The sequence below is a fragment of the Micromonospora sp. WMMD1082 genome (assembly GCF_029626175.1).
Lineage (GTDB): Bacteria > Actinomycetota > Actinomycetes > Mycobacteriales > Micromonosporaceae > Micromonospora.
Genome location: NZ_JARUBM010000002.1, coordinates 4,461,804 through 4,485,760 on the forward strand (window position 1 = coordinate 4,461,804; position 23,957 = coordinate 4,485,760).

Genomic DNA, 23,957 nt, shown 5'->3' on the forward strand with positions numbered 1-23,957 from the left:
GATCCCCCTCGGCACCCCCACCGCTACGGCATCCGGCGCGACGGCGCGCGCCCGCCCTGGCAGTCACTCGTCAGGAAGGGACAGCACAGCGATGTCCACCATGGGCACCACCCACCACCCCGCACGGTGGTTCACCGGCGCCTCGGCGCTGCTCCTGGTCGTCACGGCCGGCACGGTGGCGCTCGGCGCCGGCCCGGCCGCGCTCGGCGGCCCCACCCCGGCCCAGGCCCACCCCATCGTCGCCACCGACTTCCAGCAGGTCACCCTCGCCAAGGGGGTCGCCGAGGTCGGCGAGCCGATGACCCTCGCGGTGCTGCCGGACCGCTCGGTCCTGCACACCGCCCGCAACGGCACCGTCCGCCGCACCGACGCGGCGGGCACCACCTCGGTGATCGGCACCGTCGCCGTCTACACCCACGACGAGGAGGGGTTGCAGGGCATCGGCGTCGACCCCAACTTCGCCAGCAACCGGCACATCTTCCTCTACTACGCCCCGCCGCTGTCCACCCCGAGCGGCGACGCCCCGGCCACCGCCACCGACTTCTCCGCCTGGCAGGGCGTCAACCGGCTGTCCCGGTTCACCCTCAACGCCGACTTCACCCTCAACCAGTCCAGCCGCGTCGACATCCTCGACGTCCCGGCCGACCGGGGCATGTGCTGCCACGTCGGCGGCGACATCGACTTCGACGCCGCCGGCAACCTGTACCTGTCCACCGGCGACGACACCAACCCGTTCGACTCCGCCGGCTACGCCCCGCTCGACGAGCGGACCAACCGCAACCCGGCGTACGACGCGCAGCGCAGCTCGGCCAACACCAACGACCTGCGCGGCAAGATCCTGCGGATCAAGGTCAACGCCGACGGGTCGTACGCGATCCCGGCCGGCAACATGTTCGCCCCCGGCACGGCGCGGACCCGCCCCGAGATCTACGCGATGGGCTTCCGCAACCCGTTCCGGATGAGCGTCGACAAGGCGACCGGCATCGTCTACGTCGGCGACTACGGGCCGGACGCCGGCTCCACCACCGCCCGGGGCCCCAGCGGGCAGGTCGAGTTCAACCGGGTCACCGGGCCCGGCTTCTACGGCTGGCCGTACTGCACCGGCACCAACACCGCCGCCGAGACGTACGCCGAGTGGGACTTCGCCGCCGGCACCGCCGGCCCGAAGTACAACTGCACCGGCGGGGCGACCAACAACTCGTTCCGCAACACCGGCCTGCCCACCCTGCCGGGCGCCCAGCCCTCCTGGATCCGCTACGCCGGCGACGCCGGCAGCCCGCCGGAGTTCGGTGGCGGCTCCGAGTCCCCGATGGGTGGCCCGGTGTACCGGTACGACGCCGGTCTGAACTCGGCCACCAAGTGGCCACAGAGCTTCGACGGGCTCTTCTTCGCCGGTGAGTTCGGCCGGGGCTGGATCAAGCCGATCCACGTCAACGGCAACGGCTCGGTCGGCACCATCGACACCTTCCCGTGGAACGGCAAGCAGGTCATGGACATGGCCTTCGGCCCGGACGGCGCGCTCTACGTGCTGGACTACGGCACCGGGTACTTCAACGGCGACGCCAACTCGGCCCTGTACCGCTACGACCACGTCGGCGGCGGCAACCGGGCCCCCACGGCGGTGGCCTCGGCGGACAAGACCTCCGGTGTCGCCCCGTTGACCGTGAACTTCTCCTCGGCCGGGTCGTCGGATCCGGAGGGTGGAGCGCTGACCTACTCGTGGGCGTTCGGCGACGGCACCACCTCGACGGCGGCCAACCCGAGCAAGACGTACACCGCCAACGGCACGTACACCGCCACGCTGACCGTACGCGACCCGCAGGGCGCCACCGGCACCGCGAGCGTGCGGATCGGGGTCGGCAACACCGCGCCGACGGTCACCATCAACAGCCCGGGCAACGGCCAGCTGTTCAGCTTCGGCGACACCGTGCCGTTCAGCATCACGGTGACCGACCCGGAGGACGGCACCATCGACTGCACCAGGGTCACCATGACCTACGTGCTGGGTCACGACAGCCACGGCCACCAGATCACCTCGCAGAACGGCTGCACCGGCTCGATCGCCATCCCGGTCGACGGCGAGCACGACGACGCGGCGAACATCTTCGCCATCTTCGACGCCGAGTACACCGACACCGGCGGGCTCACCACGCACACCCAGCACACCCTTCAGCCGCGCCACCGCCAGGCCGAGCACTACAAGACCTCCTCCGGGGTCGACGTCTTCGACAAGGCGGCCGCCGAGGGCGGCAAGACCGTCGGCAACATCCACAACGGCGACTGGATCGCGTTCGAGCCGTACCGGATCAACAACGTGACGTCGTTCAGCGCCCGGGTCTCCTCGGCCGGCTCCGGCGGCACCCTCCAGGTGCGGGCCGGCTCGGCCACTGGCACGGTGCTCGGCACGGCGACCGTTCCGGTCACCGGCGGGTGGGACGCCTTCACCACCGTCACCGGCGCCGTCAGCAACCCGCCGGCCGGCACCACCACGCTCTACCTGACCTTCGCCGGCACCGGCACGGGCGCGCTCTACGACCTGGACTCGTTCACCCTGACCACGGGCAGCGGCGGCTCCGGGGGCAGCGGCCCGATCACCGGCCTGGGCGGCAAGTGTCTCGACGTGCGCAACGCGGCCACCGCCGACGGTACGCAGATCCAGATCTGGACGTGTAACGGCAGTGCGGCGCAGACGTGGACGGTGACGCCGAACTCGACGGTCCGGGCGTTGGGCAAGTGCCTGGACATCTCCGGTGGCGGGTCGGCGGACGGCACGAAGATCCAACTCTGGACCTGTAACGGCACGGCCGCCCAGAACTGGGCGGCGCAGTCCAACGGCACCTTGCGCAACCCGCAGTCCGGCAAGTGCCTGGACGTGTCGAACAACAGCTCCGCCGACGGCCAGGCGGTGCACCTGTGGACCTGCCACACCGGCGCCAACCAGCACTGGACCCTGCCCTAACCCCACCTCCGTTGGGAGAGCGACATGCGCAGACTCCTCCGACCCGCCCTCGGCCTGGCCACCGCCGTCCTCGCCGTGCTCGCCTGCACCACCCCGGCCACCTCGGTCAGCGCCGCCGACGCGGCGTACGACGTGCTGGTCTTCTCCAAGACCGCCGGCTTCCGGCACGACTCCATCGCCGTGGGCACCCAGACCATCCGTGACCTGGGCGCGGCGAACAACTTCACCGTCACCGCCACCGAGGACGCCGCCGCCTTCACCACCGGCAATCTCGCCCAGTACGAGGCGGTGGTCTTCCTCAACACCACCGGCGACGTGCTCAACGCCAGCCAGCAGAGCGCCTTCGAGTCGTACATCGGCTCCGGCGGCGGCTTCGTCGGCGTGCACGCCGCCGCCGACACCGAGTACGACTGGCCCTTCTACGGCAACCTGGTCGGGGCGTACTTCCGCTCGCACCCGGCCATCCAGCAGGCCACCGTCCGGGTCGAGAACCGCGCCCACGCGGCCACCGCCCACCTGCCGCAGAGCTGGACGCGCACCGACGAGTGGTACGACTACCAGAGCAACGCCCGCCCCGGCGCGCGGGTGCTGGCCACCCTCGACGAGTCGACGTACTCGGGTGGCGTGATGGGCGCCGACCACCCGATCGCCTGGTGCAAGACCTACAGCGGCGGCCGCTCCTTCTACACCGGCGGCGGGCACACCCAGGCGTCGTACGCCGAGCCGGCGTTCCGGGCGCACCTGCTCGGCGGCATCCGGTACGCGGCCGGCCGCACCAAGGCCGACTGCCGCCCGGAGACCGGCTACACCACGCTCTACAACGGCTCGACCACCGGTTGGTCCCAGGCCGGGCCGGGCAGCTTCACCAACTCCGACGCCACGCTCACCTCGGTCGGCGGGATGGGCCTGTACTGGTACAGCGCGAAGCAGTTCACCAACTACTCGCTGAAGCTGGACTGGCGGCTGGCCGGCGACGACAACACGGGCGTCTTCATCGGCTTCCCACCGTCGAACGACCCGTGGTCGGCGGTGGACAACGGCTACGAGATCCAGATCGACGCGACCGACGCGCCGGACCGGACCACCGGCGCCGTCTACGGCTTCCAGTCGGCCGACCTGGCCGCCCGCGACGCCGCGCTGAACCCGCCGGGGGAGTGGAACACCTACGAACTGCTGGTGGAGGGGGAGCGCCTGCAGGTCTTCCTGAACGGCTCGAAGATCAACGACTTCACCAACACCAACCCGGTCCGGTCGCTCGCCGGCCACATCGGCATCCAGAACCACGGCGCGGGCGACGACGCGTCGTTCCGCAACATCCGGATCAGGGAACTGGGTGGCTCGAACCCGCCGCCGGGCGGCAGCGGCCCGATCACCGGGCTCGCCGGCAAGTGCCTCGACGTGCGCAACGCGGCCACCGCCGACGGTACGCAGATCCAGATCTGGACGTGTAACGGCAGTGCGGCGCAGACGTGGACGGTGACGCCGAACTCGACGGTCCGGGCGTTGGGCAAGTGCCTGGACATCTCCGGTGGCGGCTCAGCGGACGGTACGAAGATCCAACTCTGGACCTGCAACGGCACGGCCGCCCAGAACTGGGCGGCGCAGTCCAACGGCACCTTGCGCAACCCGCAGTCCGGCAAGTGCCTCGACGTGTCGAACAACAGCTCCGCCGACGGCCAGGCGGTGCACCTGTGGACCTGCCACACCGGCGCCAACCAGCGCTGGGTCCTGCCCTAGCGCAGGCAGGGTCCCCGGCCATCGTGCCGGGGACCCTTCTTAACCGCGCGCCGCGCGCCTAGAGTGAAGGCGGCGACCGCGAGGTGGCCGGTGAACCGGCGGGAGGCGCAACCCGCTGGTCCCAGGCGCGACCGCGCCCACCGGCACACCGTCGGGGCGCCCGCATCCGGTCATCCCTCGCCCCGGTCACGCAGCAACGGAATCCCCATCACCAACAGGGGAGAAGGACACATGGCGCGACCGATCACGCTGTTCACCGGCCAGTGGGCCGACCTTCCGTTCGACGAGGTGTGCCGGCTCGCCGCCGAGTGGGGCTACGACGGCCTGGAGATCGCCTGCTGGGGCGACCACTTCGAGGTCGACAAGGCCCTGGCCGACGAGTCGTACGTCGAACGCAAGCGGGAGACGCTCGCCAAGCACCACCTGCAGGTCTTCGCGATCTCCAACCACCTGGTCGGCCAGGCGGTCTGCGACCACCCGATCGACGAGCGGCACCAGGGCATCCTGCCCGCCCGGATCTGGGGGGACGGCGAGCCCGAGGGGGTCCGCAGACGGGCCGCGGAGGAGATCAAGGACACCGCCCGCGCGGCCGCGAAGCTCGGCGTCGACACCGTCGTCGGCTTCACCGGCTCGTCGATCTGGCACACCCTGGCGATGTTCCCGCCGGTGCCGCCGTCGATGCTCGAACGCGGGTACCAGGACTTCGCCGACCGGTGGAACCCGATCCTGGACGTGTTCGACTCCGTCGGGGTGCGCTTCGCCCACGAGGTGCACCCGAGCGAGATCGCGTACGACTACTGGACGACGAAGCGGACCCTGGAGGCGATCGGGCACCGGCCGGCGTTCGGGCTGAACTGGGATCCGTCGCACTTCGTCTGGCAGGAACTCGACCCGGTCAACTTCATCTTCGACTTCGCCGACCGGATCTACCACGTCGACTGCAAGGACGCCAAGGTGCGTACCGGCGACGGACGGCGCGGCCGGTTGGCCTCCCACCTGCCCTGGGCGGACCTGCGGCGCGGCTGGGACTTCGTCTCGACCGGGCACGGCGACGTGCCGTGGGAGGACTGCTTCCGGGCGCTGAACGCGATCGGCTACTCCGGGCCGATCTCGATCGAGTGGGAGGACGCCGGGATGGACCGGCTGGTCGGCGCCCCGGAGGCGCTCCAGTTCGTCCGTCGGCTCGCCTTCGACGCCCCGACCGCCGCCTTCGACGCGGCGTTCAGCAGCAAGGACTGAGCAGCAAGGACTGAACGGTGGCCGGCAGGGGCCGCATCCGTCGACGGATGCGGCCCCTGCCGTGGTGTGCCCTCCGGGCGTGGTCAGACGGTGCTGCCGTTGGTCCCGGAACTCGACGGCTTGGTGCGGGGGGTGGTGGACGTCGAGCTGGTGGTGCTCGACGAGCCGGAACCCGACTTGGCGCCGGTCGTGGCCGGCGTGCCGGCGAACGTGTCGTCGGCGGAGGTGAGCCCCTCCCTGCCGTTGTGGCTCAGCTTCTCGCCCAGCCTGGAGTTGCCGAGCTTGTCCTTGCCCTCGTGGTAGAGCCGGTTCGCCTGGGCCTGCGCGACCCCGGCCGCCTCCTGGACGGTCGGGTGGTCGAGCACCTTGCGGCCCCGGACCACCAACTCCTCGTACTTCTCCCGGCCGGCACGGGCGCCCAGGACGAACCCTGCAGCCAGCCCGCCAAGGAACATGATCTTTCCGCGCATGGCGGCTCCTTTCGTACCTGACGCGCCGTCGTCTCGCTCCGGGAACCCGGTGGGCGGGACTGATCAGTTCGCGCCTACGTCCTGCTGTCGGCAGCTAACTACCCATCCTGCTCTCCGCTCATACCTCCGTGTGTCCCGATGACGATTTATCCGTTCAGTCCGATTGTCGTCGTGCGGCCGGGTCGACAACCCCCTGGACCGCGACCCCCCGGAGTCCTGTACTCTTGTGCCCGGCACGCGGGCGCGGAGAGATCCGTTCCGAGCGGTGCTGCGGTCCCCCGTAGCTCAATTGGCAGAGCAGCCGGCTGTTAACCGGCAGGTTTTTGGTTCGAGTCCAAACGGGGGAGCTTCCTGCTCGACACTAACGCCCACCGGCAAGCCGGTGGGCGTTCGCCGTGGTCCACCGCCCCTGCTCCTCAACGAATTTTACCTGGGCTGACCTGCGCCGTTCGCGATCGTGTCCGCACTCGTGTCCGATGCGCCGTTCGCACTCGTGCTCGCCGTCTCCGTGCATCCTCTGGGCTCGTTGTCGCAGCCGCCAGGAGACGAGGTGCGTGATGGTCCAGGAGTGGGTCCGGGTTCCGGTAAGCAGCAGGGCCGCGAGGTGGCGGACCGCAGCGACGCAGCGCATGGTGCTGGCGGTGGTCCATACGCTCGCCAGCGCGGGGCACGTCCTGGACGCGGTCGAGCTGATGGAGTGCGACCAGCGGCTTCAGGTGGTGTTCGCCCAGGCACCAGACCTGTTTAGCAATGGTGTCCAGGAGTACCTGCGCGGTCTCGGCGCGGTGGTGATCCCCTGGGATCAGGCCACCGAGACCGACTTCGACCTGATCGTGGCGGCCGACTGCGCTGGTGTGCACAAGCTGCATGGCCCGGTGGTGGCGCTGGCGCATGGGGTGATGAACAACAAGCTGGCCCCGGCCGCGCTGGGCGGCCCGGCCAGCGGCCTCGTGGTGGGATTGGGCTCGCCCTGGTTGACCTGGTACGGGCGACTCGTACCGGCGATGGTCGCGGTGTCGCACCGGGACGTGATCCCGGTGCTGGCCCGGCAGTGCCCGCAGGCGGTGCCGGTGGCGACGGTGGTCGGCGACCTGTGCCTGGATCGACTGGCTGCGACGGCGTCGCGGCGTCGCGCGTACCGACGGTCGCTCGATGTCCCCGACGGCCGCACTCTCGTCGCGGTCAGTTCCACCTGGGGTCCGGAGTCGTTGTTGGGCCGCTCGTGGCGCACGCTGTTTGACCTGCTCGACGGGCTGCCGCAGGAGAACTACGAGGTGCGGCTTGTGATGCACCCGGGCGTGTGGTGCCACGGGCGTCGCCAGATTCTGAGTTGGCTGCGCCAGCAGCTGCGGTCCGGCCTCCGGGTGGTGGAGCCGATGACCTGGCGGGGACTCGTCGCGGCCGCGGATGTGCTCATCGGTGACCACGGATCGGTCACCACTTACGCAGCGGCAGCTGGCGTGCCGGTACTGCGCGCGAGCAGCCCACCGGGATGCACCGCTCCTGGCTCCGCCACCGAGCTGTTGGCGGGGACCACACCGGCGTTGACGGCACACCAGCCGCTGCCGGCCCAACTGGATGCCGCGGGACGGGCGAGACGGGAGGCGTCGCACCTGCCGATCGCGGCGGCGGTCACCTCCGAGCCCGGCCGCGCGGCGCCGTTGTTGCGCACGCATCTGTACCGGCTGTTGGCGATGTCCGTGCCGAGCGGTGGTGACGAGGCCATGCCGGTCGACCCACCGACGTTGATCGATCACTGAGGGAAGGGGTCTCGACATGGGAAGCAGGATCGTGGTGGCCGGGGTGGCCAGCCTGGCCGTCCATCTGGCGGTCGACGGTTTTCCGGTCCGCTACGCGCCGGTCTCCACTCCCGCGTGGATCGATGCGGGCCTTGGGGGCGCGGGAGCGCAGATCGCGGCCATCCTGCGCCATCTCGGTGATGACGTGGACCTGTGTTCCATCGTCGGCACCGACGGGGCGGGTGAACTGGTGCGTGCGCAGTTGCGTGCCGTAGGACTGGACGGTCCGGGCGTGATCGAGGGAACGGGCTCCTCGCAGACGGTGGTGCTGGTGGCACCCGACGGCAAGAGGATGGTCTACCCGCACCTGGCGGTGGTCAACGCGGTCGGGTACCCGGAATCCCGGTTCGCTCAGGCATTGGCTGGTGCCGACCTCGCCGTACTGACGAATGCCGGCTTCGTGCGGGAGCTTCTCCCCGCCGCAGTGCTAAAGGGTGTGCCGGTCGCGGTGGACGTGAACGTGATCGCCGACATCAATGAGGTCTACCACCAACCGTGGCTCGATGTCGCGGACATCATCTTCTGTAGCGGTGAGCGGTTGCCGTGTCCGGCGCCCACGTGGATCGCGCAGGTGCTGACCCGCCATCCGGGAGCAGCGATGGCGGCGGTCGGCTGCGGCCCGCGCGGCAGCGTCCTCGGTCTGCGCGATGGGCGGCTTGTCACTGCCGCTGCGGTGGCACCGCTGGGCGTACGAAACACTTCCAGCGCTGGTGACAGTCTCTTCGCGGCATTCCTGCACAGCTGGTTGGCGACCGGCAATCCGGTCGAGGCGCTCAGCGACGCGGTCGTCTTTGCCGGCTGGCGCGTTGGTCACCGCCAACCGACCTCGGTGTTGCTCAGCGGGCGGGAACTGGCGCAGCTACGGCTACGGCATCCGGTGCGGATCAGTGTCGGCTGGTGGGATCAGGGTGGTTAGGTGGCGCACCTGGCCGGCCTCGACGTCTTCGATTTCCTCGTACAGCCGGAGGGCCTGGGTCAGGTAGGTACGGGCCTCGGCGAACTCCTGCCCGGCCAGGGCGAGTTCGCCGAGTCTGTGCAGGGCCTGCGCTTGGCCGCGCGGGGAATCCAGGTACCGCATGTCCGCCAGCGCCTGCGTCAACTTCTCCCGGGCCGGGCGGTGTTCGCCCAGGTGTCCCAGTGCCCGCCCAAGCTCGATTCGTACGCGGGCGTCGTTGTACGGGTCGACGTCGCCGAGGCTGGCGAAGATCGCCGCCGCGTCCCGCAGATGGAACAGCGCCAGCCGGTGCTGTGCCGACTCGTTTCCCACCATCGCCAGGTTCAGCAGGGCCAGCCCGATCCTGCGGTGCTGGCCGGCTTCCCGGCACAGCCTCAGTTGACGGCTGAAGTACACCACGGCCTGCGGATGCCGACGCTGCACGAGGGCGACCAGGCCGAGGCCCTCGACGGCCGATGTCGTCCCATACTGGTCCCCGATTTCCTCGCAGAGCTGGAGGCAACGTTCGAACAGCTCCCGAGCCCGATCGAACTGGGCCAGGTCGAAGTGCGCGAAGGCCCACCGGCGTAGCATCCGCGCCTCACGGTCGTGGTCGTTGAGCTGCTGGGCACAACGCACCGCGAGTCGATCCACCTCCATCCGGTCGCGATGGTGCCGGTGGTAGTGGAACAGGGGCCACATCGCGTCCGCGATCTGCCAGGCCAGCAACAACAGGTCATGGCTGGCGGCGTACTGGATCGCCGCCACGAGATTCCCGCGTTCCTGCTCCAGCCACGCCAGGGCCTCGTCCCGGTCGGCCAGCGCGACGACCTGGGCCTGTGAAGTGGCAAAGGGGTTGTCCCGGTCCCGGCGACGGTAGGGGGTGAGCAGCCTGTCCGCAGCCGAGACCCCGGCCAGGTACCACTCGATGATGCGACGGGTCAGGAGCGGCTGGTCCGGGTCGGTCTCGGCGTGTTGTCTGGCATGCAGGCGGACCAGGTCGTGCAGCCGGTACCGGTTGTCAGCCGTCTCGCTGAGCAGGCTCGCCTCCAGTAGGGCGTCCAGCAGGTCGGCGGCCTCCTGCTGTCCCACCTCGAGGCCGGCCGCCACGACGTTGAGGCCGAACTCGGTTCCCGGATGCAGGCCCACCATTCGATAGCACCGCGCGACCGGGTCGGGCAGTTCCTGGTACGACAGGTCGAACGCACTCTGGAGCGAGACATCCTCCTGCCCACCGAGGCCACGTAGCCGTCGATGCTCCTCGGCCAGTTCGTTGACCAAACGCCTGATTGGCCACCGCGGGCGGGTCGCCAGCCTGGCCCCGGTCACCGCCAACGCGATCGGAAACCCGGCGCACAGACGCACCAACGACGATGTCGACGCTGGGTCACTCGCGGTACGGTCGGCGCCGACCGCCCTGGTCAACAACTCGATCGCCACGGGCTCCGACAACGGCTCCACGGCCAGGAACCGAGCCCCATCAGTGACCAGGCCGGCAAGGCGCCACCGCGTTGTCACCACAACCACGCACGATGATGATGTCGGGAGCAGCGGACGCACCTGGGCGGCCGACACCGCGTCGTCCCACAGCAGAAGAAGCTTCCTGCCCGCGGTGATGGACCGGAACGTCGCCGCCCGTTCGGCGGTGTCGGCCGGGACGCGTTGCGGGGCGACACCCAGCGACCGCAACATCTGCCCGAGCACCTCAGCAGGAGCTATCGGGCCTGTGGGGTTGAAGGCGCCGAGGTGCGCGTACAACTGGCCGTCAGGAAACTGGGAGTTGACCCGCTGCGCCCACTGTAAGGCGATCGCCGACTTCCCGATCCCGCCAACACCGTTGATGACGATCAGCGCCGGGCCTGTTCTCTCCTCGGTCAGCAGCCGGTCGATCTCGGCCAGTTCGACGTCGCGTCCGACGAAATGAGCCGGAGGCGCCGGGAGCTGCCGGGGGATCGGCACGCTCGCTCCGTCTCGATGGTGGAAATGGACATCCCCACCGATGTTGCCGGCCTGCACCATCGGCCCGGTGACAGCGCCAGGCATCACATTACTGATGTCACCGTTTCTGTCGGCCAGCGACATCACGCATACCCCGCCCCGCTACTCCGGCTGCCCGGCGGCCCATCGCAACATTAAATGATCACACTAGGCCGGACACTCGTCACCTCTGGCGCGGGGGCCAACGCCGATCGTTAAAAATACAGCAGCACCAATGTCAGCTACAGTGACGAAGGTAATCGTTGCCCAGAGTGCAGAATCGGGCAAACTGCGCGAGATGCCAAAGAACGCTCGTGAGGACGGACGGAGGATGAACAACCTTGATGGACGACCTTGGCCGTCCATCGGCTGATGGTCGGACGTGAAAGACAAGCCCGGCGGCGGTGCTGGCGATGGCCGCTTCGACCCGGCGGGCGGTGTCCAGAGATCGTGGTGGCGGATCGGCTCGGATAGGTGACAACTCTAACGCTAAATCGACTTATGTCTCTATGGTGGAGGTAGCTTCACGGCTGTAGGGGGCCCCATGAAGTCGATAGTGGCCACGGCTGCAACCGGCATCCCGGACGCGCAATGCAGCGCAGGTGTCAAGTGCGGGTTAGCCCAAAGACGGAGGCGATCGTGATGGCCGCCACCGCCGGCGACCCTCACCCAGGTGCGGGCGATAGGCCGCGGCAAACCATGCCCGCGACTGCGCAGTCGAAGTCGAGCACCGCGGGAATCCCGCGCTCGGCCGAGAGACTTAATTTGCAGGCGCGTAGCAGTAGTCGTGTTTATCAGGCTGCCGGGGATCAGCACATCTATGATCATCAACCACCTGCGCCTGCGGCGGTCAGCAATACCCTTCCACGAGACACAGCGGCTCTCACCGGCCGCAGCCGCGAACTTCGTGATCTGATCGACAGAGTCACGAAGCTGGATGGCGACACCGGCACAATTCCCATCCATGCGATTGATGGCATGCCGGGAGTCGGCAAGAGCGCACTGGCGATCCGCGCTGGGCACCTGCTGGCACGCCGATTCCCGGATGGGCAGTTCTTCATCGACCTGCACGCCCACAGCTCTGGTCGAGGTCCCGTGCGACCTGCCGACGCCCTGTTTGGACTGCTCGCGGCCGACGGGGTGGACGCCGGGCAGATACCCGGTGATGTCGATGCCAGGGCCGCCCTCTGGCGTGGTCGCATGGCTGGCAAGAGGACTCTCGTTATCTTCGACAACGCCGCCGGGAGAGAACAGGTCGAGGCCCTGCTGCCCGGTGCGGCCAACTGCCTAGTGCTGATCACCAGCCGACGGCGCCTGACCGGACTGAGCGCTCGCCACGCCGCCGTGACACTGGCGTTGGGCACCCTCTCACCCGAGCACGCCGCCGAGTTGTTCGCCACCCGGGCCAGCCGATCAATTGCCGGCGCGGAGGCTACGTCCATTCACGAACTGGTCAGCCTGTGCGGGAACCTACCACTGGCGATCTGCCTGCTGGCCGCGAAACTGCGTCCGGAGCCGCAGTGGCAGGTCGCTGACCTGGTTCAGGAAATGATGGACGCCAACCATCGGCTGTCCCACATGCAGGCCGAAGACATTGGGGTGGCGGCAGCGTTCGACCTGTCGTATCGCCGGCTACCCCCGAGCCTGCGGCGTTTCTTCCGCCGTCTGGGCCTACACCCCGGCACCGAGTTGGACCGCTACGCCGCTGCCGCACTCGACGCCATATCGCCGGCTCGGGCCCAACGGCAACTCGACGCGCTCTACCACGACCACTTAATCGACCAACCAACCAGGGGCCGCTACCGCTCGCATGACCTCATCAGGGAATTTGCCCAGGACAGGGTCGACCACGATTCCACCCCGGACAACACCGAGGCCATCACGCGCATGCTGAACTATTACCAGTACGCCGCGTACACCGCAAATCGGCAGCTCTCGCAGCCCGGCAGGCGGTCGTCCGACGCTCCCGCTCCAGCCCCAGCTGCGTTGCCCAGTCTGCACACTCGTCATGAGGCGCTGGCATGGATGAACGCCGAACTGGGCAACCTGTTCGCCTGTGTCACCGTGCTGTCGGTCGGCCAACAGACACAACGCATCATCGCGGTCGCCGCCTCGGCCGCGACCTATCTACGCAACAGCGGCCCATGGGACCACGCCATCTCACTCCACCGGGCAGCAGCGACCGCGGCCCGGCGGACCGGGAATCGAAAGGCCCACGCCCACTGCCTGCGCGAACTCGGAACCATCCATCGGCTGACCGGAAACTACGAATCGGCGAGCGCGACGTTACACCACGCCCTGGACCTATACCATCACCTGAATCATCCTCGCGATATCGCCGACACCCTCACCCAGCTTGCCGGTTTGCGTCGGCGCACAGGCGACCATCCAGGGGCGATTTACGATCTGGAACAGGCACTGATCCTGTACGAAGATCTAGATGATCTGCACGGACAGGCCAACGCCCTGAACGAGATCGGTGTGGTACACCACCAGGCGGAGAACCACCATGCCGGCATCCAGGCTCAACGGCGGGCGCTGACCATATTTCGTGAGTTGGGAGACCGCCAGGGAGAAGCAGACGCCCTTAACCAACTCGGTGGCGCTCGACAGGTTGCTTGCGAGTACCGGCCGGCCATCGAAGCCCACCAACAGGCCCTGGACATCTATCGAGATCTCGGTGATCGGCACGGGCAGGCTCGCGCGCTCAACTATCTCGGCGCCGCGCTCTGCGAAACGGGCGAATATTCCGCTGCCGAGAACGCGCTTACCCGTGCCCTGATTATCCATCAGGACCTGGGCTATCGCCTCGGCCAAGCCAATGCCCTCAACTATCTCGGCACCGTTCGTTCCGCCAACGGTGAATACTCCTCTGCCGAACGTTCACTCACCCAGGCGTTGACGCTCTACCGCGACCTTGGCTACCCGGCCGGCCAGGCGGACGCGCTCAATCAGCTGGGAGCCATCAAGCGCCTGACCGGTCAGCATCAGGCCGCCGCCGCAACGCATGACGAGGCCCTGACTATCGTCCGACAGCTCGAAGACCCACTCGGGCAGGCACAAGTGCACAACCAACTCGGCCAGCTGTTGTTGGTACAGAATCAACCATCGCGGGCGCTGGACCACCATCAACGAGCCCTACACCTGGCGCGCAAGGCCCGAAACCCACGCGAGGAGGCCCAGTCCACCGAAGGAATCGGCCGCTGCTGCCTCTCCCTCGGCAACCAGGGCCAGGCCATGGAAAACCTAAACCAGGCGCGGGATTCCTACCACCGCCTTGGCGCGATTCAAGCTGCCAGAAACGTTGCTGGATTAATCAGGGCATCGCGCGAGAAAAACCTGGCATGAGCCCGCAGTGGGAGCCCCGATGGTGTCAGTACCGGAGCTCCCGAGCGCGTTTAGGCGTCAGCCGCCCTCATCGCCATGCAATGCCTAGCGCGAGGAAAGTTGGCCAATCGGTGCTTGTGGATCGCATCGTTCCCAGTGGAATCGCTCAGTATCAATCCCGATACTCGTGATGTCCGTAATTCGAGCTCCGATGATCGGTGGCTCGGTGGTGGTGTACATTCGGCCGCTACCGCCCGAACTGTCAACGGTCGAGGTGGCAACTGCGTAGGTGCGTGTGCTCGACGGCGATTCCTCGCTTCGGGAAGGGGTTGACGGAACGGTGGCCAGGGCTAACGTAAGGGTGGCAGAGGTAACTATCATTTTTTCCTTCTCCGCCGACCTGTGGCGGATGTGATTGCGGGGGGAATTCCGTCGACCTTGGTCACGACGCAGTGTGCTCCTGATTACGTGTGGTTACCCTCGCGTTCGGGGTCTATCAGGACGAGATTAACATACTACTCACGTTTGGCGGGAATCCCACCACCTCTCGTAGTGGGCGCGCTACGGATTGATGCACGGGGTGGGTGGGTGACCGACGGAACCTCTTCGTCCGCGCCTATGCCAAAACGACATCCTGGCCTGAGATGGCCGCGAGGAACCGTGGTTTCAAACGCTGTGCGGCCGCAGCTACCTACGCTTCGTAAATGTGCTGGTCGCCGAAACACTGGAAAACGTTTTCGTTGAGCGTGGCGGACATCGAGACATTTCTCTGCCAGGTATGTCCGTCGTGCCTGCCCTCCGTCGAGGCCTCGTCGGTGTGGGCCATCGGTGCGGGATCTTCGACACCGGAGGGATCCTTGGCGTCCGGGCCGACGCCCATGTGCTCGGCCGGCGGTGGGGGGTGACGCCTGGACTGCTCGTGCGAGGCGTTCACGGTCGTCCGGTTGACCAATGATCGCGCGAGTGCGTCGATGTCCGAACTCGGTAGGACCTGGACGGCGTTCCACATGTGCTCGGCGGCGCGGCTGACGAACCCGGGGATCATGGACGTGTAGCCGCAGTTGGCCAGGGCATGGATGGCCAGCGCTATTAGCCGATCGGTGGGCACGGTCTCGTCGATCAGTCGGGTGGCGCCGGATGCCACCGCCTCGTGGTCGCCGGTCTTGATCTGCTGTTCGAATAGCGCGCAGTGGGTATCGAGACGCTCCTGCCGTAGGCGGTGTCGGCGCCGATCCGCCCAGTCGCCGTTAACGTTGGCGAGGGGGTTGGCCTGCCAGAGGGCGAGGGCGTGCTGGTAGGCGACGATGGCGTCGTGGTGGTCACCGTCGCGAGCTTTTGCTCGCCCGGCTGCTGCCAGGGCAGTGAAGCGGTGATAGTCGACGGCCGCCGGGTTGATGCGTAGTTCATAGGCACGGGGACGGCGATTCAGGAGCCAGGCACGCTGACCACCGGCGTCCTCGATCGCTCGGCGGACGGCACGGACATAGCTTGCGATGGTCTGTTCGGCCCGTGCCGGTGGCTGATCGCCCCAAACGTTCTCGATGAGAGTATCGACCTGGACCGGGCGGCTTGGGTTGAACGCGAGTGTGGCAAGTACGCAGCGTTCCGCCGAACGCTCGAGATCGATGGTTCTGTCATCTGCCCGGATCTGCACTTCGCCGAGTACTCGAAGATCCATCTCAATCTCCCGCGTACCGAAGCATCACTAGGAACAGTGTCGCATTACCAGACCCGGACCTGGTCTACCGGAAATCGGGACTCCGGGTCCGAAGATGATCACTTATGATCCTCGCCATGCCCGCACCCCTCCCACCGCCGGTCTTCGACGCCGCGGTGGCGTACCCCCAGGTGGCCACCGGTCGCGGCGCGTTGGCCGCCGGCGACTGGGCGGCCCTGCGCGCGCTCGTCGACGCGCAGGACGCCCACGGCCGCACGGTCCTGGTCGGCCAGGTCGGTGAGCTGCCCGACGCCGAGGGGCAGCTGCGGAAGATGCTCGCCGATCAGCCGGAGGACCCGCTGGCGGGGGCGATGCTGGGGGCGTACCTGATCCGGGCCGGCTGGCGGATCCGCTCGGCCGAGCAGGCGCAGTACGTCAGCCGACAGCAGTTCGCCCAGTTCTTCGACCACCTGCGCCGGGCGGAGCAGGTGCTTATCGACGTCACCGCCCGCCACCCCGAGGACGCGGCGGCCTGGACGCAGCGGGTGACCAGCGCCCGGGGGCTGCAACTCGGTCAGGCCGAGGCGCGCCGCCGCTACGACCGGCTCGCCGCCCACCACCCGCATCACCTGCCGGCGCAGAGTTCCCTCCTGCAGCAGTTCTGTCCCAAGTGGAGCGGCACCTGGGAGCGGGCGTACGCCTTCGCCCGGGAGTGCACCGCGGCCGCGCCGCCCGGCGCCCCCAACGCCGTACTCGTCGTCGAGGCGCACCTGGAACGGGCCATCGACCACGGCAACCTCTCCGCCGCCGGCGAGTTCCTGCGCGGGCCACAGGTCCGCGCCGAGATCCACGAGGCGGCCCACCGCTCGATCTGGCATCCCGAGCACCGCAACGACTGGGGCTGGGTGTGGGTACGCAGCACCTTCGCCTTCGCGTTCTGCCTGATGCGCGAGTGGACGCCGGCGGCGCAGCAGTTCGCCGCGCTCGGCGACCTCGGCGACGAGTCGATGTTCGGCTACCTCGGTGACGCGGTGGCGCAGTTCCAGCGGTTCCGTGAGAAGGCGTACGCGAAGGGCGGCCGGCCGTGATCCAGCACCTGGACACCGACGGGGTGCCGACGCTGCTCGCCCCCACCGGCGGGCCGATGCGCGCGGGGCTGACCTTCCGGGTCGGCACCGCCGACGAGACCCTGGCCGGTCACGGCATCACCCACCTGCTCGAACACCTCGTCCTCGCGCCGCTGGGCATTGCCGACTACCACTTCAACGGCGCCACCGGACCGGTCTTCACCACCTTCCACATGCAGGGTTCCGCGCAGGACATCGCCACCTTCCTCACCGCCGTCTGCGCGAACCTCACCGAGCTGCCGACCGGGCGGCTGGAGGTGGAGAAGGACATCCTGCGTACCGAATGGAGCAGTCGGGGCAGCACGGCCACCGACGACATCCCGCTCTGGCGCCACGGCGCCCGCGACCACGGACTGAGCAGCTACCCGGAGTGGGGTCTCGGCACGCTCACCCCCGACGACCTGCGCCGGTGGGCGGCGCGCTGGTTCACCCGGGAGAACGCGGTGCTCTGGATCGCCGGTGACCGGGTGCCCGAGGGGCTGCGGCTGCACCTGCCCGCCGGCACCCGGCAGCCCGTACCGGTCGCCTCCTCGGCGCTGCCCACCACGCCGGCGTACTTCGTGCACGGCTCGCAGGCGGTGGTGCTCGACGCGGTCGTGCGGCGCCGGACCGCGGCGAGCGTCTTCGCCGACGTGTTGGAGCGCGAACTGTTCCGGGCGCTGCGCCAGGACGCCGGGCTCTCCTACACCACCACCACGGGATACGAGCCGCGCGGCGACGGGCAGGCCCACCTGCGTGCCCTCGCCGACGCGCTCGCCGAGAAGCAGGACGCCGTGCTCGGCGGCTTCATCGACGTGCTGGCCAAGCTGCGGGTGGGGCGGATCGAGCAGGGCGACCTCGACGCCGCGGTGGCCAAGCGGGTCGACATGTGCGCCCTCGCCGAGGCCGACGCCGCGCGGCTGCCCGCGTACGCCTTCAACCTGCTCACCGGCGAGCCGAACCGTACGCTCGACGAGCACTGCGCCGAACTCAAGGCGCTCACCATCGCCGACCTGCACGAGGTCGCCCAGGAGGTGTGCGCCTCGGCGCTGCTGATGGTGCCGGGCGGGACCAGCGCCGACTGGGCCGGCTTCACCGCGGCACCCACCTCGTCGGAGTCGGCCGTGGCGGGCACCACCTACCGCGCACGGGACGACGACAGTCGACTCTGCGTCGGCACCGAGGGGGTCAGCCGCCTCGGCACCGGGGGCACGCTCACCGTCACGTACGCCGACTGCGCCGTCATGCTCGCCTGGCCGGACGGCGCCCGGCAGCTGATCGGCCACGACGCGATCGTGCTGCACATCGAGCCGGCCCTGCTCGACATGCGTCCGGCGGCGTTGAACGTGATCGACGGCGGGGTGCCCATCGACCGTCAGATCAGGATGCCACCCCGCGACCCGGAGGACATCCCGCGCCCCCGTACCCCAAGGGAGGCCCGGGGGCGCCCGGCCCGCGGGAAGCGGGCCTGGTGGGAGGTGCCGCTGATGGTGCTCAGCGGCCTTGCCGCCCTGGGCATCGGCGGGTTGGCCCTGCTGCTCACCATCGGCATGTTCATCAACCCCACCGCCGAGGAGGACAAGGGCCTGCTGTGGGGTGTGGCCGTGGTCGGCTGGCTGCTCACTGTTATCCTCGCGATGCCCGTCGTGCTGCTGGCACGGGCACGACGCCGGTGATCGACTGGACGGGATAAGATCCGGCCGGTGCCGGGGCGGTAGCTCAGCCGGTTAGAGCAGTCGACTCATAATCGATCGGTCACGGGTTCGAGTCCCGTCCGCCCCACCCAACCACGTACGAGGTCGTACCCAGGCGCGGGACATACGCGGACCTCCAGACCGACGGTGACCCCAGGCAGGGCACATGGGCCCTGTCGAGCTGAGCCGTCTGTGCTATCGCAGGGCGCCGTCGCGGCGCCCCACAGACGGCCACCCCGGCCGTGACCCATTCGCGCTATCAGCTCGACAGCGCACACAGCCCACCCCAGACGCTGCCGCAGCGGACGGGAACATCACACCGGCCACGACGGCAGCGGGCGATGTGGACGATACGGTTTCCGCTCATCGGGCCATGACAGTGCGTCTGCTGCGGTGGGAAGTTCCTTGGACCCGGATGACCAGGCGTTGCGATGGACCGGCGCGCGACGGTGCGGTCGAGGACCTCGTTGTTCCGAACATGTCAGAACCGAAGCGCCGTACACCTGCCGTGGTGGTGCGGGAACTGAGGACGGCGCCCACGAGGACGGAGGATGGCTGGTGCGGCGGCGCCGGTGCTGTTCGCGTCGGATCAATCTGGCGACGCGGTAGGGGACTGGCCGGCGGTGAGCCGGTCAGGACAGGCGGTCCACCAACAGCACCAGAGGTGGGAAGTAACTCGCGCCGCGTCGGCGTAGCGGGTTGAGGCGGGCCGATCGAGCCTGTCCGGTCACACCTTGAGGACGTCCACGTCGTACAGCGCCATCGAAGCGTCACGGAAGCCCATGTCCCTTACCCGCTCGGCGAGGTCGGGAGGCCCCGCGAGCTTCCCCGCGCTCTGAGGAACTCGTCGCCGAGGGTCGCGTCGCCCGCGATGGCCCAGAGCACGACGTGGGTGTCCAGCAGCAGGGTCATGCGCCGATGACGAAGTCGGCGGCTATCTCGGCGTTGGTCTGGGGGGAGTAGCAAGGGAGCCTGGCCCGCAGGGCTCGGAAGGCGGCGGTCACCGGGGGCCGGGGCGGGGCGCATCAGCTGGCTGTTAGGTTAGGCATCCCTAACTCACGTGAAGTGGAGTACCTCAGCATGCGCGTCACCCGGTTGCTCGCCGGAATCGTCGCCGCCACCACCGCACTCACACTCGCGGCCTGCGGCGGATCGTCCGACACCACAGACACCCCCACCGGCAGCGCGGCGGCGTCGTTCCCGGTCACCGTCACCCACGCGTTCGGCACCACGACGATCGAGAAGAAGCCCGAGCGGGTCGCCACCGTGAACTGGGCCAACCACGAGGTGCCGCTGGCGCTGGGCATCGTCCCGGTCGGCTACGCCAAGGCGAACTTCGGCGACGAGGACGGCGACGGCCTGCTGCCCTGGGACGCCGCGAGGCTCAAGGAGCTGGGCGCGTCAACCCCGGTGCTGTTCGACGAGACCGACGGCATCGACTTCGAGGCGGTGGCCAACACCAGGCCCGACGTCATCCTGGCCGCCTACTCGGGTCTGACCCGGCAGGACTACGACACCCTGTCGAAGATCGCGCCGGTCGTCGCGTACCCGAAGGCCCCGTGGGCCACCTCGTGGCGCGACAGCATCAAGTTGGAGAGCCAGGCCCTCGGCCTGGCCGCCGAAGGCGACGCGCTGATCGCGACGATCGAGAAGCAGATGAAGGACGAGGCGGCGCGCTACCCGAAGCTGGCCGGCAAGTCGGTGATGTTCCTGACCCACCTCGATCCGACCGACCTCAGCAAGATCAGCTTCTACACCACGCACGACACCCGGAGCCAGTTCTTCACCGACCTCGGCATGAAGCACCCGGAGAGCATCGCGAAGGCCTCCGCGACCACCGAGGAGTTCAGCCTCACGCAGAGCGCCGAGCAGATCCAGAACCTCAGCGACGTGGACATCATCGTGACCTACGGTGACGCCGAGGGCACCACGCTGGCGACCCTGCAGAAGGACCCGCTGCTCTCCAAGATCCCGGCGATCAAGCGGGGCTCGTTCGTCTCGCTGCCGGGCAGCACTCCGGTCGCCACCGCCGCCAACCCGACGCCGCTCGCCGTCTCGTTCGTGCTCAAGGACTACGTCGACCTGCTCGGCAAGGCCGCCGACAAGATCTGATGGCCGTCGACACCCTGTCCGGGCCGGACGTCGCCGCCCTGCGACGCCCGGCCCGGGTACGCCTGGGCTGGCTGCTGGTCGTCCTCGCCGTTCTCATCCTGGTCATGTTCGCGTCGGTCGCCTTCGGCTCCCGGATCGTCGGCTGGTCCGACATCATCGCCGCCTTCGGCGGCACCGACGACACGCTCAATCAGGCAGCCGTGGTGAAGCGCATTCCGCGTACGGCGCTGGCGGCCCTCGTCGGCGCGGCACTGGCGCTGTCCGGCGCGGTGATGCAGGGCGTCACCCGCAATCCGCTCGCCGACCCGGGCATCCTCGGCGTGAACATGGGCGCCATGCTGGCGATCGCGGTCGGCATGGCCACCGTCGGGCTGTACACCGCCACCGCGTACATCTGGGTCGCCATCGCCGGCGCGGCCGTGTCCGCCCTGTTCGTCTACGCGGTCGGCTCGCTCGGCCGTGGCGGCGCCACCCCACTCAAGATCGCACTGGCCGGTGCGGCCACCTCCGCCGCCCTCGCGTCGCTGGTGGTGGCGGTCGTGCTGCCCCGCGGCGACATCGCCGAGAACTTCCGATCCTGGCAGGTCGGCGGGGTCGGCGGCGCGACCTGGGAGAGCATCGGCCAGGTGCTGCCGTTCCTGATCGCCGGCCTGGTCATCTGCCTGCTCTGCGCCCGGTCGCTGAACTCGCTGGCCCTCGGCGACGAACTGGCCGCTGGCCTCGGCGAACGCGTCGCCCTGGTGCGCGGGGTCGCCGCCTTCGGCGCGGTGGTGCTGTGCGGCGCGGCCACCGCGGTCGCCGGGCCGATCGCGTTCGTCGGCCTGATCGTCCCGCACCTGTGCCGGCTGCTCGTCGGGCTCGACCATCGCTGGCTGCTGTCGTTCGTCACCCTCGTCGGCGCCGCGCTGCTGACCGCCGCGGACGTCGCCGGCCGGGTGGTGAACCGGCCCGACGAGATCGAGGCCGGCATCATCACCGCCCTGATCGGCGCCCCGTTCTTCATCTACATCGTCCGCCGGCAGAAGGTACGCGAACTGTGAGCACCATGACCCTCGAGGCCGTCACCCGCGGCCGGGTCCGGCGCAGCCGGCGGCGGCAGACCGTGCTGGTCGCCGTCGGCGTGGCGGTGGCGGCGATGGTCGTCGTCTCGCTGATGGTCGGGCAGACCTTCTACCCGCCCGGCGACGTGCTGCGGGTGATCCTCGGCGAGAGCGTGCCCGGCGCCTCGTTCACCGTGGGCGAGCTGCGGCTGCCCCGCACGGTGCTGGCCCTGGTCACCGGGGTGTGCTTCGGGATGGGCGGCGTCACCTTCCAGACCATGATGCGCAACCCGCTGGCCAGCCCCGACATCATCGGCATCAGCTCGGCGGCGAGCGCGGCGGCGGCCTTCGGCATCATCGTGCTCGGTCTCAGCGAGACCGGCGTCTCGGTGTTCGCCATCGTCGCCGCGCTCGGTGTCGCCGTCGTCATCTACGTGCTGTCCTTCAAGGATGGCGTGGCCGGCACCCGGCTCGTCCTGATCGGCATCGGCATCGCCGCCATGCTGAACAGCGCCACCTCGTACATCCTGACCCAGGCCGGGCAGTGGGACCTGCAGGCCGCGACGCGCTGGCTCAACGGCAGCCTGAACGGCTCCACCTGGGACGAGACCATTCCGGTGCTGATCGCGCTGGCGGTGTTCGGCCCGGTGCTGCTGGGCCAGGCCCGGAATCTGACCATGCTGCAGCTCGGCGACGACACCGCGGCGGCGCTGGGCACCCGGTTGGAACGTACCCGGCTGTTGTCGATCGTCGCGGCCGTCGGCCTGATCGCGTTCGCCACCTCGGCCACCGGACCGATCGCGTTCGTGGCCTTCCTGGCCGGGCCGATCGCGGCCCGGCTGGTCGGGCCCGGCGGCTCGCTGCTGGTGCCGTCCGGGCTGGTCGGCGCGCTGCTGGTGCTGGTGGCCGACTTCCTCGGCCAGTTCGCCTTCGACACCCGCTTCCCGGTGGGTGTGGTCACCGGCGTGCTCGGCGCCCCGTACCTCATCTATCTGCTCGTCCGCACGAACCGCGCGGGAGGCTCGCTGTGACCACCCACCATTCTCTGGCCGTGGAGAAACTGACCGTCGGCTACGGCGAGCGCGTCGTCATCGAGTCGCTCGACCTGCTCGTACCACCCGGCCGGATCACCGCCATCGTCGGCGCCAACGCCTGCGGCAAGTCGACGCTGCTGCGGGCGATGTCGCGGCTGCTGGCACCGCGTACCGGTCATGTCCTGCTCGATGGCCGGGAGGTGCACCGGATGCCGGCCAAGGAGCTGGCGCGAACCCTCGGCCTGCTCCCGCAGTCGCCGATCGCGCCGGAGGGCATCACCGTGGCCGACCTGGTCGGCCGGGGCCGCAATCCGCACCAGCGGATCCTGTCGCGGTGGAGCACGGACGACGATCTCGCGGTGGCCGCCGCGCTCGATGCCACCCACACCGCCGACCTGGCCGACCGGTCGGTCGACGAGTTGTCCGGCGGCCAGCGTCAGCGGGTGTGGATCGCGATGGCGCTGGCCCAGCAGACCGACCTGCTGCTGCTCGACGAGCCGACCACGTTCCTCGACGTCAGCCACCAGGTCGAGGTGCTGGATCTACTCACCGACCTGAACACCGAGCGTGGCACCACGATCGTGATGGTGCTGCACGACCTGAACATGGCGGCCCGCTACGCGGACCACCTGATCGCCCTGGCGGGCGGCGGCCTGTATGCGGCCGGCGAGCCGGCGGCGGTGCTGACCGAGGAGTGCGTACGCGCGGTCTTCGGCCTGGACAGCCAGGTCATCCTCGACCCGGTCTCCGGCAAGCCGCTGATGCTGCCGATCGGCCGCCACCACGTCCAATCCGGGGTGTCGTAGGCCGGTCACGACAGGTCCCCGCAGAGATGTTGACGGAGATCATATTGCCCGGCTAGCGTGATCGAG

At 68.9% G+C, this 23,957-nt stretch carries 15 protein-coding genes, 2 tRNA genes and 1 pseudogene; 14 read left to right on the top strand and 4 right to left on the bottom strand.

Annotation, left to right across the window (positions count from 1 at the left end; translation table 11 throughout):
- Positions 1-100: 100 nt before the first annotated feature.
- The 3 genes from O7615_RS20695 (at position 101) to O7615_RS20705 (ending at position 5,935) form a co-directional block, all read left to right on the top strand.
- Positions 101-2,959 carry an RICIN domain-containing protein gene (locus tag O7615_RS20695; RefSeq protein WP_278182168.1) on the top strand — a complete coding sequence of 953 codons (2,859 nt, stop codon included), beginning with the start codon at positions 101-103 and terminating at the stop codon, positions 2,957-2,959.
- A 24-nt stretch (positions 2,960-2,983) separates the two neighbouring features.
- On the top strand, positions 2,984-4,696 hold the full coding sequence (locus O7615_RS20700; protein ID WP_278179420.1) for a ThuA domain-containing protein: 1,713 nt from the start codon (positions 2,984-2,986) through the stop codon (positions 4,694-4,696).
- Positions 4,697-4,927: 231 nt separating this feature from the next.
- A complete protein-coding gene (locus O7615_RS20705; RefSeq protein ID WP_278179421.1) occupies positions 4,928-5,935 on the top strand; it encodes a sugar phosphate isomerase/epimerase family protein in 1,008 nt (335 codons plus the stop codon).
- Positions 5,936-6,018: 83 nt separating this feature from the next.
- Here O7615_RS20705 and O7615_RS20710 read toward each other — a convergent pair whose 3' ends face one another.
- Positions 6,019-6,405, bottom strand: coding sequence for a hypothetical protein (locus O7615_RS20710; RefSeq protein ID WP_278179422.1), 387 nt, complete (start codon positions 6,403-6,405; stop codon positions 6,019-6,021).
- Between the two features lie 274 nt (positions 6,406-6,679).
- Between O7615_RS20710 and O7615_RS20715 the strand changes: the two genes are divergently transcribed.
- From O7615_RS20715 to O7615_RS20725, 3 genes are all read left to right on the top strand, one after another.
- Positions 6,680-6,752, top strand: a tRNA-Asn gene (locus tag O7615_RS20715).
- 294 nt (positions 6,753-7,046) lie between these two features.
- Positions 7,047-8,165 (top strand): hypothetical protein, encoded by a 1,119-nt coding sequence (locus O7615_RS20720; RefSeq protein ID WP_278179424.1) that lies wholly within the window; start codon positions 7,047-7,049, stop codon positions 8,163-8,165.
- A 43-nt stretch (positions 8,166-8,208) separates the two neighbouring features.
- Complete coding sequence (locus O7615_RS20725; RefSeq protein ID WP_278179425.1) at positions 8,209-9,120, top strand: carbohydrate kinase family protein; 912 nt, start codon at positions 8,209-8,211, stop codon at positions 9,118-9,120.
- Here O7615_RS20725 and O7615_RS20730 read toward each other — a convergent pair.
- Positions 9,070-11,097, bottom strand: coding sequence for a tetratricopeptide repeat protein (locus O7615_RS20730; protein ID WP_278179427.1), 2,028 nt, complete (start codon positions 11,095-11,097; stop codon positions 9,070-9,072). The two genes, O7615_RS20725 and O7615_RS20730, sit on opposite strands and share 51 nt — an antisense overlap.
- A 660-nt stretch (positions 11,098-11,757) precedes the next feature.
- On the opposite strand from O7615_RS20730, the gene O7615_RS20735 reads away from it, so the two are divergent.
- Complete coding sequence (locus tag O7615_RS20735) at positions 11,758-14,463, top strand: tetratricopeptide repeat protein (RefSeq protein ID WP_278182170.1); 2,706 nt, start codon at positions 11,758-11,760, stop codon at positions 14,461-14,463.
- A gap of 670 nt (positions 14,464-15,133) precedes the next feature.
- On the opposite strand, the gene O7615_RS20740 is transcribed toward O7615_RS20735, so the two are convergent.
- A complete protein-coding gene (locus tag O7615_RS20740; RefSeq protein WP_278179428.1) occupies positions 15,134-16,120 on the bottom strand; it encodes a BTAD domain-containing putative transcriptional regulator in 987 nt (328 codons plus the stop codon).
- Between the two features lie 116 nt (positions 16,121-16,236).
- On the opposite strand from O7615_RS20740, the gene O7615_RS20745 reads away from it, so the two are divergent.
- The 3 genes from O7615_RS20745 (at position 16,237) to O7615_RS20755 (ending at position 18,987) form a co-directional block, all read left to right on the top strand.
- A complete protein-coding gene (locus O7615_RS20745) occupies positions 16,237-17,187 on the top strand; it encodes a hypothetical protein (protein ID WP_278179430.1) in 951 nt (316 codons plus the stop codon).
- The gene (locus O7615_RS20750; RefSeq protein ID WP_278179432.1) at positions 17,184-18,881 is read left to right on the top strand and encodes an insulinase family protein; all 1,698 of its coding nucleotides are present in this window, start codon (positions 17,184-17,186) and stop codon (positions 18,879-18,881) included. Before O7615_RS20745 ends, O7615_RS20750 begins: the two co-directional genes overlap by 4 nt.
- A gap of 32 nt (positions 18,882-18,913) precedes the next feature.
- Positions 18,914-18,987, top strand: a tRNA-Ile gene (locus tag O7615_RS20755).
- Between the two features lie 639 nt (positions 18,988-19,626).
- Here the strand turns inward: O7615_RS20755 and O7615_RS20760 are convergent.
- Positions 19,627-19,811 (bottom strand): annotated as a pseudogene (locus O7615_RS20760) (hypothetical protein).
- Positions 19,812-19,979: 168 nt separating this feature from the next.
- On the opposite strand from O7615_RS20760, the gene O7615_RS20765 reads away from it, so the two are divergent.
- From O7615_RS20765 to O7615_RS20780, 4 genes are read left to right on the top strand one after another with little or no spacing between them, the layout of a single operon-like run.
- A complete protein-coding gene (locus tag O7615_RS20765) occupies positions 19,980-21,011 on the top strand; it encodes an iron-siderophore ABC transporter substrate-binding protein (RefSeq protein ID WP_278179433.1) in 1,032 nt (343 codons plus the stop codon).
- The gene (locus tag O7615_RS20770) at positions 21,011-22,051 is read left to right on the top strand and encodes an iron ABC transporter permease (RefSeq protein ID WP_278179435.1); all 1,041 of its coding nucleotides are present in this window, start codon (positions 21,011-21,013) and stop codon (positions 22,049-22,051) included. Before O7615_RS20765 ends, O7615_RS20770 begins: the two co-directional genes overlap by 1 nt.
- A gap of 5 nt (positions 22,052-22,056) precedes the next feature.
- Entirely contained in the window at positions 22,057-23,082 is a 1,026-nt protein-coding gene (locus O7615_RS20775; RefSeq protein WP_278179436.1) for an iron chelate uptake ABC transporter family permease subunit, read from the top strand.
- Positions 23,079-23,891: an ABC transporter ATP-binding protein gene (locus tag O7615_RS20780; RefSeq protein WP_278179438.1), complete on the top strand. Its 813-nt coding sequence runs from the start codon at positions 23,079-23,081 to the stop codon at positions 23,889-23,891. Before O7615_RS20775 ends, O7615_RS20780 begins: the two co-directional genes overlap by 4 nt.
- The last annotated feature ends 66 nt before the right edge of the window (positions 23,892-23,957 follow it).